Source organism: Rhodanobacter sp. Col0626, assembly GCF_049994385.1.
Lineage (GTDB): Bacteria > Pseudomonadota > Gammaproteobacteria > Xanthomonadales > Rhodanobacteraceae > Rhodanobacter.
Genome location: NZ_CP188260.1, coordinates 3,759,802 through 3,771,938 on the forward strand (window position 1 = coordinate 3,759,802; position 12,137 = coordinate 3,771,938).

Genomic DNA, 12,137 nt, shown 5'->3' on the forward strand with positions numbered 1-12,137 from the left:
ATAGCCGCGGACCTGGCGGCCGTCTAAGCTCCCAGCCATTCCCGCATCGCCTGCGTGACCGCCGCCGGCTGCTCCATCGGACTCATGTGGCCACTGTCTTCGACCACCACCAGCCGTGCCTGCGGCATCAACGCGGCCATCTCGCCGTGCAGCGCCGGTGGCGTGAGCACGTCGTGGCGACCGCACAGGATCAGCACCGGACACGTCAGGCTGCGCAACGTAGCCGCACCGTCTTCGCGCAGCATCGCGTTCTGCCGCACGAACACTTCCCGTCCCTGCCGCAACGTCATCGCATGGATCCGCCGTACCAGCGGCGCATCGTGCAGCCGGTCCGCCGCGATGAAGCTCGGCAGCAGCTGTTCGGTCATGCCGCGGAACTCTCCGGGCAGGCTGACCGTTGTGTTGGCCGCACGCCGCTGCGCGATGCGCTGCGGCGTGTCCGCGCGGAACGAGGTATCCAGCAGTGCCAGCCGTTGGATGCGCTGCGGAGCCTGCCGGGCGATCTCCTGCGCCACATAACCGCCAAACGAAAAGCCGGCCAGCGCAAAACGCGGCGGCGCCGTCGCCAGCACCTGCCGGGCCAATCCGGCGATGCTGTCGCCATGCCCCAGGTCGGCTACCCGGCCATCGGCAATATTGGCAAGGCCGCTCAACTGATCGCGCCACAGCTCCTCGTCGCAGAGGAATCCAGGCAGCAGTATCAACGATGGCCGATCGTCACTCATCGGCATGCCCGCCATTCAACGGGAGATGACAGGGAATCGTTCGGTGTTGGCCATGCAGGCATCAGTCATTCCGGGACGAACTCGATTGAACGGTTTGCCTGGACCATCGCGGCCAGGCCATGGCGGGTCAGGAGGCCATCGTTTCCAGCGCGGCGGGCGCCTGGGGGCTGCGCCGCTCGCGCAGGCGCAGGCACGGACGCTCGACCAGGTAATGCAGCGCGGCGCCCAGCAACAACACCGCCGCCGCATAGGTGGCGAAAGCGAGCGCGGCGTGCCCCTGCAGGGCTGCACCAAAGGTCACTTGCACCAGGTGGAAGGCGATCTTGTGGCTGAGATACAGGCTGTAGGACACCGCGGCCAGCCAACCCGCACCCGGCACCCGCCAGCGGCCGATCGGGCTTCGCCGGTCCGCGCCGGCGAACACCAGCAGCGCGAAACCGAATGACAGCACCGGCCAGCCGATCGCGTTGCCGAGCAGGCCCGCGCGCTCGCGAAACAGCCAGAACGCGACGCCAGTCACCACCACGCCACCGGCCAGCGCCGCATTCGCGTACGTCTGCCAGCGTGTCCAGAGCAGCGGTCGATAGACCCGCAGCGCGGCCAGCACGATTCCCAGCAGCAATCCGTCCAGGCGCATCCAGGTGGGGTAGTAGATGTCTTCGATGAACCAGTTGCGTGGCGGATCGATCGCCGCGTCGTGCAGCCACACTGCGCTGCGCAGGACGATGCCAAGCACCATCACGCCAACGCACACGCCGGCGAATTTCCTCATCGACGGCCGCCGCGTCAGCCACCACGCCAGCAACGGAAAGACCAGGTAGAAATGCTCCTCCACGCATAGCGACCATGCGTGCGAGAACGCCTGGTTGCTGCCGTAGTCGATCAGCAAATTCATGCTGAACGTGGCGAACTGCCACCACGGCTGCATCCCCGGTGCTTCGCGGCATGCCGGAAACCACACATACGCGGCCAGTACCACGGCGAACGCCGGTACGATGCGCCAGGCACGGCGCGTGTAGAACTCGCCGAACGCCAGCCGCTCGCCACGCTGCAGCGGCCGCAATACCTGACCGCCGATGAGGAAACCGCTGAGCACGAAGAAGATATCCACACCTGCCCAGCCATAGCGCGACAGCCACGCAAAATCGGGACCGAGCCCGCCGACGATGTACGAATGGAACAGCATCACCCAGACAATGGCGATGGCGCGAAGCAGGTCGAGACCCGGCAGGCGATGCATGGACGTCCCTGTGACGATGTGGATGCTGGTCGGGATTGTGCTGGATTCCCGCGCGATGAACGAGCCCGACAACGCGGATTCTTCGCCCTACCGAACGACGGTGGCCGCCCAGGACGACCCGCCCGCCGCGATCTCCAGCGCCTGCAGCGAAACGGTCTTGCGGCCGCCATCGAGTGGCTGCCGACCGACTTCGCGAAACCCCAGCGCGGCGTGAAAGCGTTCGGACGCCGGGTTGGGCGGCTCCACGTCGAACTCGCAGGTGATCAACGGCACGTCGTCTTTCAGCGCCAGCGCATGGAGGTCGCGGTAAAGCCGCCTGCCGGCACCGCGTGCCTGCGTGCTGCCGGCAACCACGATGCGATCCACATACAGGAAACGCGCATGGCACTGCGCAAACCATAAATAGTTCGGACTGTCGTAATCCGCACCCTCGCGCAAGGCGAGCAGAAACGCTTCGACCCGGCCATCGTGTTCGATCACGCGATGCAGGGCCGCCTGCGCGTGCAGCCGCGCAAGACGCTCGCCGTCGAGCGGACTGAGCACGGACACGAATGTCTCGTTGAGGACGAGGATGGCGGGAAAATCAGCGGGCGTGGCGTCTCTGGGCATCATCAACAAGGGTCTCCGATCCACGCCATTCTAGTTCGTGCGTGGCGGAGTCGGCAGCGCCTTGCGGGCGCTCACGGCTGGAACATGAAAAACAGATACGCCACGAACAGCACCAGATGCACGCCACCCTGCAGCACGTTGGTGCGGCCGCTGGAAAACGTGACCAGGCACAACGTCAGGGTGAGCAGGAACAACAGCAGGTCGGTGTGCTGCAGGCCCAGTGTGATCGGGTGATGGGTCACCCGGCCGATCACCAGCACCGCCGGAATGGTGAGGCCGATGGTCGACAGCACCGAGCCGAGGAAAATATTCACCGAGCGCTGCAGTTGATTGGCGCCCGCCGCACGCACGGCGCTGATCGCTTCGGGCGTGGCGACCAGTACGGCCATGGTCAATCCGGCCAGGGCCAGCGGCGCGTGGCTGGTTTCCACGATGTAGTCGACCGGCGGCGCCAGCTTCTCGGCCAGAAAGACCACCGGAATCATGTACGCACCGAGCAGGCCGGCGTGCCGCAGCACGCTCGAGTGCTGCGCCGTTGCCGGTACGGGCGTGGACCGACGGGTCTCGATCGCCGGCTCGACGCCGGCCCCCGCACTGCTGAAATAATCGCGATGCCGCCGGGTCTGCAGGACCAGAAACGCGACATACAGCACGACCGACACGAGGGCCAGGAACATCTCCTGGCTCATGGCCATCGTGGGCCCGCCGGTCGACGCGGTGAAATTCGGCAGCACCAGCGCGAATATGCCCAGCGGAATGATCACGCCCAGATACGCGTTGGCACCCTGCAGGTTGTAGTGCTGCTCACGATGTCGCCAACCGCCCATCAGCAGCGACAGCCCGACCATGCCGTTGAGGATGATCATGGTCACCGCGAACAGCGTGTCGCGCGCCAGCGTGGGATTGTTGGCGCCATGCAGCATCACCGCGCTCACGCTGACCACTTCGATCGAGGTAATGGACAGGGTGAGGATCAGCGTGCCGTAAGGTTCGCCCAGCCGCTCGGCCAGCCGTTCGGCATGGCGTACCACCGCCAGCGCCGAACCCAGGATCACCACGAACAGCCAGGCAAAGACCACGGCCAGCTTGGCTCCGCTGTGCAGGTCGGCCAACAGCGGTGTCCTGAACAGCAGGAACGCCACGCTGGTCGCGACACTCACGCCCAGGAACCATTCGCTCCGGACCAGCCACCCCAGATGCGCCCGCTTCATCGAGATCCCCTCGTGATGTGTCCCCGCATGCATGCCGTTCGCCGCATGCGCGCGAGGGAAACCCCGTCATGCCGGCACAACTTTCGCCAAAGGCTGCGCGTTTGCGCGGCCAGCGGCAAGCCCCGGCAGGCCAGGGTCGCCGGCCGGCCCACAGTTGATGTCGTACCGCGTCGTGGACCATGATGCCGCCATCACGGACGCAACCCGCCCGTGCCGGGGAAACAACCATGAGCAAGCAGCGTGATGGCGCAGGCCGATCCAGTGCGACGCATCGTGTCCAGCCGGTGGATCCGGCCGGCTTCTCCACGTTCCGCATCCATCGGCTGCAACACGATTTTCACCAGCACCCGCTGTTGCAGCTGTCCGAACTGGCGAAGCTTGCGAGTGACTTGATGCCCGGTGGCCAGTGCCGTTTCGTGCATCCGGGAATCGCCCAGGATTCGGCCTTCCATCACGTCGACCGCCACCCGGAAGGGCGCGATATCCAGCAGGTATTCGAGCGCATCGAAGAGCCCGGTTCATGGATTGCGCTGTACAACATCGAGAAGGTTCCCCGCTATCGCGCGCTGCTCGACGAGATACTCGACACCGTGCGCACGGTGATCGAACGCGAGCAGCCCGGCATCTTCAATCTCACCGGCTTCTGTTTCATCTCCGCGCCGCCCTCGGTCACGCCGTTCCACATCGACCGCGAGAACAATTTCTGGCTGCAGCTGCATGGACGCAAGGTGCTTACCGTATGGGACGCGACCGATCGCGGCGCGGTACCCGCCGACGCAGTGGAGGACTTCATCGTCAACCATTCGTTGAAAAAGGTGCGCATGACCGAAGCCGGGCGCAGCAGTGGCCACGAGTTCGACAGCGGTCCGGGTGATGGTGTGTACTTCCCCACCACCTCGCCGCACATGACCCGATCGGACGACGGATGGGCCACGCCCGGCGACGGCGTATCGGTCTCGCTCGGCGTCACGTTCTACACCAGCCACACGAAGAAAATGGCGCGGATACACCAGACCAACCGCGCACTCCGAAAATATCTGCACCGGTCACCGGCGAACCCCGGCCAGTCAGCCGCGCTCGATGCGGTCAAGGCACCGCTCGGCTGGTTGCTGGCGATCACCCGTCATGTCGCGCTGCGCCAGCTGCACGCGATCCGCGCCTTGCGCAGCGGCACGCGCCCGGCCGATGGATGGTGGGGCGAGAAGGCGCCGCCAGGGTCGTTTTGACCTAGGAAGTGGTCCTGGGTGCCGTGCAGTCCGCCCGGTCAGTTCAACCCGCGCATTCCGGAATCAGATCGGACAAGTCGGTCGCCCCGACATCGATGCCTAGCTGACTGAACAAGGTGGTCACCTGCCCGCGGTGATGGGTCTGGTGGTTGAAGACGTGGCGCAATACCAGTGCGCCCGACTTGGTGTACGACGCTCCTGCGCTGTTCACGTAGTGCAAGGGCCTGGCGTATATCGTGTCGGTGGCTTCATCGGTGAACGCAATGATCGCCGCATCCATTGCCATGCGGTCGTTGCGCAACTTGGCGAAGTCAGGAAACGTGATGCCGCGAACCAGCTCGGGCAGCGGCACGCCCCGCACATAGTCAAGCGAAGCCAGTCCGGGCAAGGCGGCGGCGAAACGCTTCATCCAGTGCGTATCGGCGACCAGGATGTGATCCAGCGTCGCCAGGATCGAGCCGAAGAACGCGCCGCGATCCGCACGCAACTCTGCCTCGTCCAGATCCGCCGCCGCCGCATAGAGCCGCATGTTCATCCACTGGTTGTAGCGGGCCGTCAGTTCGAAATCGGATTTGAGCGACATGGAAGTCCTGATACATGTTCCGCGAACACATGGGTTTTCTCCGGCGCCACGCCATGTGTGTTGCGTCCTAACCCTGCCCCGGCAGACTGAAGCTGATGATGATGTGCCGCGGCTGTTCCTTGAAATGCGCCTGAATCGAGTGGCGTGACAGCGCAGCGATCTCGTCGGTAGTTTTGCCGGCCGGGACGCCCTGAAACTGCACTGTCACCTGGGTCAGCGTACCGTTGTTCCAGTTGAATCCCACGAACGGCTTGCTGCCGACCGATGCCTTCAGGTCATCGGCCACTTCGGCCGTATGCCGCAGTCCATCGGTCATCGTATCCATGAAATGACAGCCGGTCAGGACAAACCCAAACACGAGCGGTAGCAGCAGTTTTTTCATGATCCAGACTCCGTGGAAAACCCACCAGGAAAACCCGTGCGCAACTAGACCTTCTGCGCCAGCGTGAAGTCGATCGCCGCGCACACCGCCGCGACCTGCGCGGCATTGCATTGCTCGGCGGTGGCCCGGGGGCTGTCGGGATAGACCTCGGTGGTGGTCTTGTAGGTGGCATCGGTGATGCCTGCGCAGAGGCCGAGCTTCCGCAGCGAGTACTCGATGACGCCAGCGGCGACCATCGGCGAACCGATGATCTCGCCGCGACTGTCGGCCGGTGCGATATGGGTGACTTTCGCCACCGCCTCGATCACCGCCTGCTGAAACGCCGGTTGCGGATGTTCACTGTCGTCCACCAGATAAAAGCCGTCGGGGATTTCACCGGGCACATAGGCCAGGCCATCGCGCGCGGCCAGTGCGGGGCGAAACTCCGATTCGTCGGTATCGGTGGTTTCATGCAGGTCGATATGCATCCGCACGCGCTCGCGAAAAGGCGCGACCAGACGCATCAGCGCCGCCGATTCCTGCGCCGGGCTGTGCTCGCGGAACGAACGGTTCGGATCGAGTGCATCCCGGTTCCAGCGGTGGATGCGCTCGTAGGCCCATGGGCTCACGCATGGTGCGATGACCAGGTTCACCCGACCGGCATAACCTGCCGCGTGCCGATCGACGAACTGCAAGGCCCCGTGCACGCCACTGGTCTCATACCCATGCACGCCGCCGGTCACCAGCATGACGGGGAGATCGTCGCGCCAGTCGCGGCTTTTGATCGCGAACAGCGGATAGCTGTCGGGCGGGTAATCGAGGTTGCCGTAGGACGCCACATCGAAGCGCGAGCGGAAGGTATCGATCACGCTCAACACGTCCGTTTCGTAGCTGCGCTGACGGGCCTGGCGCGATTGCCAGGCCGACAGCTCAGCTTCGCCCCAGGGCTGTCCGGGCGTACCGATCGGATAAGGTGCGTGGCTGTTCATGGCGTGTTCGCTCCGCGGTGGCAACAGGGGAAAAGCGTGGCAATGTACCACCGGCCTGAAATGAAACAGGCAACCACGTGGCCCCATGTTGCTCGCCGTGCGGGGCGAGCATCAATCAGTCCGGCTTGCTTGCTCCCGCCTTTGGCTGAAGCGCCTCAGAGCTTCGCCGCTCCCTTTCGCAGCCACAGGTCGATCAGGGATTTCTCATAACGCAAGGAATCCTGGTCGGTGGCCAGCCCTTGGCCGAGAAAGGCCGCGTTGCGCAATTTGCGGCTGCCTTCGCGCAGCACCTTGCCGTCGGCACCGTACAGCATGAAGTGCAGATCGATCCGTGGCGGATACACGTCCTTGATGATGCGCACGTCGTCGAAGTCCGGGCCGCGCCAGGGCTCGTATTCGCCTGCACGGTCCACATCGGTCACTTCGATGTCCAGCCGCTGGCCGGGCGCCAGCACGCGCGCGGCGCGCTGGGCGATGTAGGCCTTGAGTGGCTTCAGATACGCATCGGCATCGGCCCGGTGCACCCCGACGCTGCGCCTCGCCTCGGTGAAGTGCCGGGGATCGTTGTAGCGGACGGTGACGTTGTCGGGCGGCGTCGCCGCTCGCGCCACGATCGAAGCCAGCGCCAGGCAGGCGATGCACAACAGGCGAAACAGGGGGGAGGATTTCATGGCAGGTCTCCCGATCGGAACACGACAGCGACCGGAACTGGCACTCGGCGCGACCGCCATCCGGCAACGATCAGTATAGGCCGGGGAAAGCCGCATCGAATCGCTTCCCCGACCTTTCGCTGCCGATCCCTGGCGTCCGTGCAGCCGCAAAAACTACAGGTTCATTGCCGACGGTGCCTGCTGTGGCGCGGGGCTCTGTGTTTGCGCGGGATCGGGTTTCTTGTGCAGCGTGTCCAGGGCCTGGGTGCTTTGTGCCATCGACGTGTTCACCGCTTCGGCCGTCTGTACGTGGGCAAATTGCCTGGGAACACCGTTCTGCACGGCAAAGGCGCGGGATCCGTCGTCATTGAGCGCAACCTGGTCGATACGGTCCAGGCCATCGCGCCTCGCCGCCACGGTCAGTGCCGCGGCGAGATTGTTGCTGTGTTGATCGGACGTACGTCCCTGCCGCGCATCGAGGTCGTGCACCGCCTTTTGCGCTTGCATGTACAACGCATGGTCGGGATTTGACGCATGCTCCAGACCCGGGGTTTTCACGGCCTGGGTCTGGCGATGGATGGCATCGAGCGTCCTGGCGCCGGCGACACCGTCCGCGGCGAGATGATGATCACGCTGAAACGCTTCCAGGGCGGTCTTGGTGGCCGGTCCGAAATGCCCATCGGGTTCCAGCGGGTGGCCCTTGCCATCGGTGTAACCGAGCGCGGCCAGATCGGTTTGCAGGGCACTGACGGCCTGGCCGCTTTCACCTGACCGAAGGACGCCGCCGGCCCGGTGGTGGGCACGCACATGATCGGATTGACCGATGGCTTTCAAGGCCACCTGGATGTCGGGGTCACTCTTTTCGGCAGAAGGATCGTAGGTTGAACTGCTCACCTTGACGTGAGCCCTGTCCAGGGCGTCCTTCTTGCCCGGTGAGCCGTACTGGGTTTCGTATGTCTCGGCAATGGCGGCGGCCTTGGGGCCATCATAGAATTTGATGGCCGCACGCACTTTGTCTGCATGCTGCACTACGTCGTCGTAATTTCCGCCATCCTTCAGAACTTTTTCAAAGCCCGCCATCTTCCCGGGAATCTGGTTTTCCGTTTTGGCGAGGATGCAAATGGTCTCGAACCGACGGTCTTCGGGAATGTTCTTGCCGTACGCGTCGACCATGGCCACGGCATCTTTTGTGATGCTCTTGATCTGCGGGTAATCGACATTCTGGTGAATCCACTGCTCGCCTTCGCTCGACGCGGCCCATTTGTTGATGCTGTCGCGCGTGTTCGCGTCGATGAAATGTATCGACGGGTGCTTGCCCTGGCCGTCTCCGTGCGATAGCAGGTCCTTGCGCAATCCATCGAGATCGTTGGTGAATTTCAGCCCGTTCGCCTGCGCATAGGTCGAACTCTGCTCGATGATGGCGTCGACGTAGGTCTTTTCCCCGGCTTTCAGCGGCCTGTCGCTCGCCGCGCCAAGCGCGCGCAAGCCCTGCTGCCCCAGATCGACCTGAATGGTTCCGATGCTGTAGCCGCTGTTGGACGCGACGGCACTCACATCGCCCCAATCGGAATTCCTGACGCCTGCGACCGACAGTCGGTAGGAGTCCGAGGCACCGCCTTCGGTGCCTCTTCCCACCACGAAATAGACCGCTCCCGCGACCGAGTCCAGGTTCCGGGTATCGATATGGTCCGTCATGAAATTTCTCCTCTCAGGGTGAGATTTTTACAACTGCGCCAGCGCAAGATATTTATCCAGGGCGTTGGCCCTGGCGCACAATCGAAACAACTTGTTTTCCAGTTGCTGCGCGTTCTCGACCTGCGTGTCGCCATACAGGGTCGACTCGAAATTTTCATCCTTGGATTGCGACTGCAGCCAGCTTCGCTCCGCCTCGACCAACGCCTTCTTCGACTCAGGCTTGAGCACGCCAAGCAAGGCCTTGTAGGTCTTGTTCAACCGCGCATCCTGATATTTCAGCTCGCTTGTCATGCATGCGTCGCTGGCCAGGAGTTTCTCACCGGCCGATTTCTGACAAGAAAGGTAGGCCTGGGAAAGCCCCTCGACACCGGCGCTGCCGGAGCCGTCATCGCTTGCTGCCGCTCCATCGAAGGATGCCGGTTGGCCAGCGGGACCGGACATCGCGGCATATACCGACAGCGGCCCGCAGCACATGAAGAAAGCCAGCGTGAGGATGACGGGGTTCCTTGATTTCATGGTGAATCTCCTGCAATGACGTGCGGGCCAGAATAAAGCCCTTTACCGTCAATTTTCCGCGTCGCCGATCACGTGCGGCACATCATTGGTGCCCAGATCACCCGCTTTTTGTGCCGGATCTGGCGCCGATCGGGTGCCGGCCGATGCGGCTCCGGCAGGTCGTTTCCGGCCCGACGAAGCTGCACATCCGGTCAGCCCAGTCGCCGCGCGACGGCGAAGAACACCAGGTTGCCCAGGCCGGTGGCGCCGGCCAGCACCGCGATCATGCCCGGGGTGACCTCCTGCCAGCCAAACCACTGGATCAACCCGAAGCCGAGGCCAACCGACAACAGCACGATGCCCCAGCGCAGCGAGGAGTGCCGACGACGCTGCTCCTCATCGCGCATGATCGAGTTGACCAGCTCCTCCGAGCCGCCGGCGCCAACCATGCGACCGCGCACGCGGGCGTCGACCACGACCTTGATGGCGTAGGCAATGCAGATGAAAAGTACGATCGGAATCAGATCGCCGAAATTCATGGGGATACTCCTTGGGTGGATGGCCACGAATGGCGGCCGTTCGAAACCCAGAGATACGGACAAGCCCGCCGCGGTTGCACCGGCATACTTGCAACCATCGGCTCGCTGAGCGTATCCCTAGCCGCATGGATGACATCCACCAAGCCGACCGCGAGCTGGTCCATGCCGTGCTGGCCAACCGGCCGGGCGCGTTCGAGCGTCTCGTGCGCGAATACCAGGGCCTGTGCTGGCACATCGTCCAGCGCATGGTGCGCAACCCCGAGGACGCACGCGAGCTGTGCCAGGACACGTTTCTGCGCGTGCATCAGAGCCTGCACCAATATCGCGGCGAGAGTGCGCTGAAATCGTGGATCGGACGCGTGGCATGGACCATCGCGCTGCGCCATCTTCAACGCAAGCGCATCCCGTTGCTGGACAACACCGACGACGGCGACGGCTCGTTGCTGGAAAACATCGGCGACGGCTTCGACCTCGAAACCGCCTGTGCCGACGAGGAAACCATGCGCCACCTGCACCAGGCGATCGAGGCGCTGCCACCTTTGCAGCGCACGATCCTCACCCTGTATTACCTCGAAGAAACGACCATCCCGGACATCGCCCGCATCACCGGCCTGGCCAGCGGTACCATCAAGAGCCACTTGTTCCGCTCGCGGCTGCGCCTGCGTGGTGCACTGGAAACGCGGACAGGAGTTGCAGCATGAACCACGAAACCGACGACATCCCCCAGTTCGACGATCCCGCCCAGGAGCGCGAGTGGCTGGCGCAGGAGAACGCCCTGCGGCGTGAACGCCTGCATCTGGACCCGGCCGGCGACGACGCCCGTTCGCATCGTTATCGACTGCTCGCCCGCACCCTGCGGACAGCGCCGCCGGATGGCCTGCCCGCGGACTTCGCGCAACAGGTAAGCGCCATGGCCGGGATGCCGGCCCATGAACAGGCATCCTCGATGGCGCTCGAAGGCATGCTGACGACCGTCCTCGCAAGCGTGCTTTTGCTGGCCGCCGCGACAGTGACGATCATCTACGGAAGCGCATGGTGGCCGTCGTTCAAGGCACTGCTGCCCGCACCCGCCGCCACGCAATGGCTGCTGGCCCTGGCTGGCTGCCTCGGCATGAGCTGGCTGCTCGGCGCATGGTCGCGACGGGCGGGGCCGCTCGATTGATTCATCACAACAAACCGGGGCAAAGCCCCTCCTGTGCCATCAAGTGTGCTCGGTGGCTCTAAAGGGCCGGGTTCGTTTGCCAGCCATGGGTCAAGAACCGGCTACTTAATCTTTCGCTTCGGGGTGTTTCAGAAGCAGCCCTGACCGATCAGCCGCAGAAACGGCCGGCCTGCACAGCCCCGACGTCTCAACGCAGGTTCAACGCAAGCACGACCGCCGACACCAGCAGCGCCCTCCACGCCGGCACCGAGGCGCGACGGGCGTCGTAGAGATACACGCCAAGCAGCACGACGCAGAGGCCGAACTGGAAGATCCGCGCATGTTCGACGACCAGCGGCGCTAGGGTGAACCGGTCGGACGCACCCGGGTAGAGCGTCGCTCCCTGCACGAGCAGGTCGAGGATGAAATGCGAGAACACGGCCAGCCAGACCACGGCGCATGCACGGGAACCGAGCCTCCGGAAAAACACCGCGAAGACGCTCGACCATACCATCGCCATCAGCAGCGAATGCGACCAGTCGTTCAACGGCAGGCGATCCACGTCCAGTACATCGAACGCGATCCAGAGGATATCGAGCACGAAGGCGCCGATCAGGACGGCCATCATCGGCACACGCGGCGCGCGGCCTTTCAGCGCGAGCCCAGCCGCGAA

General features: G+C 64.0%; 15 protein-coding genes. 3 read left to right on the top strand and 12 right to left on the bottom strand.

The features are described 5' to 3' along the window. Positions 1-23: 23 nt before the first annotated feature. From ACPPVV_RS16565 to ACPPVV_RS16580, 4 genes are all read right to left on the bottom strand, one after another. A complete protein-coding gene (locus ACPPVV_RS16565) occupies positions 24-725 on the bottom strand; it encodes an alpha/beta fold hydrolase (RefSeq protein ID WP_426703264.1) in 702 nt (233 codons plus the stop codon). Positions 726-852: 127 nt separating this feature from the next. Next, positions 853-1,965: an acyltransferase family protein gene (locus ACPPVV_RS16570; protein ID WP_426700968.1), complete on the bottom strand. Its 1,113-nt coding sequence runs from the start codon at positions 1,963-1,965 to the stop codon at positions 853-855. 87 nt (positions 1,966-2,052) lie between these two features. After that, entirely contained in the window at positions 2,053-2,577 is a 525-nt protein-coding gene (locus tag ACPPVV_RS16575; protein ID WP_426703265.1) for a GNAT family N-acetyltransferase, read from the bottom strand. Positions 2,578-2,645: 68 nt separating this feature from the next. Beyond that, positions 2,646-3,785 carry a calcium:proton antiporter gene (locus ACPPVV_RS16580; RefSeq protein ID WP_426700969.1) on the bottom strand — a complete coding sequence of 380 codons (1,140 nt, stop codon included), beginning with the start codon at positions 3,783-3,785 and terminating at the stop codon, positions 2,646-2,648. 227 nt (positions 3,786-4,012) lie between these two features. Between ACPPVV_RS16580 and ACPPVV_RS16585 the strand changes: the two genes are divergently transcribed. After that, a complete protein-coding gene (locus ACPPVV_RS16585; RefSeq protein ID WP_426700970.1) occupies positions 4,013-5,011 on the top strand; it encodes a JmjC domain-containing protein in 999 nt (332 codons plus the stop codon). A 43-nt stretch (positions 5,012-5,054) separates the two neighbouring features. Here the strand turns inward: ACPPVV_RS16585 and ACPPVV_RS16590 are convergent, their stop codons facing one another. From ACPPVV_RS16590 to ACPPVV_RS16620, 7 genes are all read right to left on the bottom strand, one after another. Continuing rightward, the gene (locus ACPPVV_RS16590) at positions 5,055-5,594 is read right to left on the bottom strand and encodes a DinB family protein (RefSeq protein ID WP_426700971.1); all 540 of its coding nucleotides are present in this window, start codon (positions 5,592-5,594) and stop codon (positions 5,055-5,057) included. Between the two features lie 67 nt (positions 5,595-5,661). After that, complete coding sequence (locus ACPPVV_RS16595; protein ID WP_426700972.1) at positions 5,662-5,976, bottom strand: hypothetical protein; 315 nt, start codon at positions 5,974-5,976, stop codon at positions 5,662-5,664. 44 nt (positions 5,977-6,020) lie between these two features. Next, positions 6,021-6,944, bottom strand: a complete 924-nt coding sequence (locus tag ACPPVV_RS16600) for a M14 family metallopeptidase (RefSeq protein ID WP_426700973.1) — start codon at positions 6,942-6,944, stop codon at positions 6,021-6,023. Between the two features lie 155 nt (positions 6,945-7,099). After that, positions 7,100-7,615, bottom strand: a complete 516-nt coding sequence (locus ACPPVV_RS16605; protein WP_426700974.1) for a DUF3016 domain-containing protein — start codon at positions 7,613-7,615, stop codon at positions 7,100-7,102. Between the two features lie 153 nt (positions 7,616-7,768). Beyond that, a complete protein-coding gene (locus ACPPVV_RS16610) occupies positions 7,769-9,289 on the bottom strand; it encodes an XVIPCD domain-containing protein (protein ID WP_426700975.1) in 1,521 nt (506 codons plus the stop codon). 27 nt (positions 9,290-9,316) lie between these two features. After that, on the bottom strand, positions 9,317-9,805 hold the full coding sequence (locus ACPPVV_RS16615; protein ID WP_426700976.1) for a lysozyme inhibitor LprI family protein: 489 nt from the start codon (positions 9,803-9,805) through the stop codon (positions 9,317-9,319). 191 nt (positions 9,806-9,996) lie between these two features. Beyond that, positions 9,997-10,323 carry a DUF6249 domain-containing protein gene (locus ACPPVV_RS16620; protein ID WP_426700977.1) on the bottom strand — a complete coding sequence of 109 codons (327 nt, stop codon included), beginning with the start codon at positions 10,321-10,323 and terminating at the stop codon, positions 9,997-9,999. A 125-nt stretch (positions 10,324-10,448) separates the two neighbouring features. Between ACPPVV_RS16620 and ACPPVV_RS16625 the strand changes: the two genes are divergently transcribed. After that, positions 10,449-11,024, top strand: coding sequence for an RNA polymerase sigma factor (locus tag ACPPVV_RS16625; protein ID WP_426700978.1), 576 nt, complete (start codon positions 10,449-10,451; stop codon positions 11,022-11,024). Then, a complete protein-coding gene (locus tag ACPPVV_RS16630; RefSeq protein WP_426700979.1) occupies positions 11,021-11,485 on the top strand; it encodes a hypothetical protein in 465 nt (154 codons plus the stop codon). Before ACPPVV_RS16625 ends, ACPPVV_RS16630 begins: the two co-directional genes overlap by 4 nt. A 187-nt stretch (positions 11,486-11,672) precedes the next feature. On the opposite strand, the gene ACPPVV_RS16635 is transcribed toward ACPPVV_RS16630, so the two are convergent. Then, positions 11,673-12,089, bottom strand: coding sequence for a metal-dependent hydrolase (locus ACPPVV_RS16635; RefSeq protein WP_426700980.1), 417 nt, complete (start codon positions 12,087-12,089; stop codon positions 11,673-11,675). Positions 12,090-12,137 lie beyond the last annotated feature (48 nt).

What these genes read in the sequence shown, in the direction of transcription:
- ACPPVV_RS16565 (WP_426703264.1), bottom strand. Translation starts at nt 725, where the DNA reads ATGAGTGACGATCGGCCATCGTTGATACTGCTGCCTGGATTCCTCTGC.
- ACPPVV_RS16570 (WP_426700968.1), bottom strand. Translation starts at nt 1,965, where the DNA reads ATGCATCGCCTGCCGGGTCTCGACCTGCTTCGCGCCATCGCCATTGTC.
- ACPPVV_RS16575 (WP_426703265.1), bottom strand. Translation starts at nt 2,577, where the DNA reads ATGATGCCCAGAGACGCCACGCCCGCTGATTTTCCCGCCATCCTCGTC.
- ACPPVV_RS16580 (WP_426700969.1), bottom strand. Translation starts at nt 3,785, where the DNA reads ATGAAGCGGGCGCATCTGGGGTGGCTGGTCCGGAGCGAATGGTTCCTG.
- ACPPVV_RS16585 (WP_426700970.1), top strand. Translation starts at nt 4,013, where the DNA reads ATGAGCAAGCAGCGTGATGGCGCAGGCCGATCCAGTGCGACGCATCGT.
- ACPPVV_RS16590 (WP_426700971.1), bottom strand. Translation starts at nt 5,594, where the DNA reads ATGTCGCTCAAATCCGATTTCGAACTGACGGCCCGCTACAACCAGTGG.
- ACPPVV_RS16595 (WP_426700972.1), bottom strand. Translation starts at nt 5,976, where the DNA reads ATGAAAAAACTGCTGCTACCGCTCGTGTTTGGGTTTGTCCTGACCGGC.
- ACPPVV_RS16600 (WP_426700973.1), bottom strand. Translation starts at nt 6,944, where the DNA reads ATGAACAGCCACGCACCTTATCCGATCGGTACGCCCGGACAGCCCTGG.
- ACPPVV_RS16605 (WP_426700974.1), bottom strand. Translation starts at nt 7,615, where the DNA reads ATGAAATCCTCCCCCCTGTTTCGCCTGTTGTGCATCGCCTGCCTGGCG.
- ACPPVV_RS16610 (WP_426700975.1), bottom strand. Translation starts at nt 9,289, where the DNA reads ATGACGGACCATATCGATACCCGGAACCTGGACTCGGTCGCGGGAGCG.
- ACPPVV_RS16615 (WP_426700976.1), bottom strand. Translation starts at nt 9,805, where the DNA reads ATGAAATCAAGGAACCCCGTCATCCTCACGCTGGCTTTCTTCATGTGC.
- ACPPVV_RS16620 (WP_426700977.1), bottom strand. Translation starts at nt 10,323, where the DNA reads ATGAATTTCGGCGATCTGATTCCGATCGTACTTTTCATCTGCATTGCC.
- ACPPVV_RS16625 (WP_426700978.1), top strand. Translation starts at nt 10,449, where the DNA reads ATGGATGACATCCACCAAGCCGACCGCGAGCTGGTCCATGCCGTGCTG.
- ACPPVV_RS16630 (WP_426700979.1), top strand. Translation starts at nt 11,021, where the DNA reads ATGAACCACGAAACCGACGACATCCCCCAGTTCGACGATCCCGCCCAG.
- ACPPVV_RS16635 (WP_426700980.1), bottom strand. Translation starts at nt 12,089, where the DNA reads ATGGCCGTCCTGATCGGCGCCTTCGTGCTCGATATCCTCTGGATCGCG.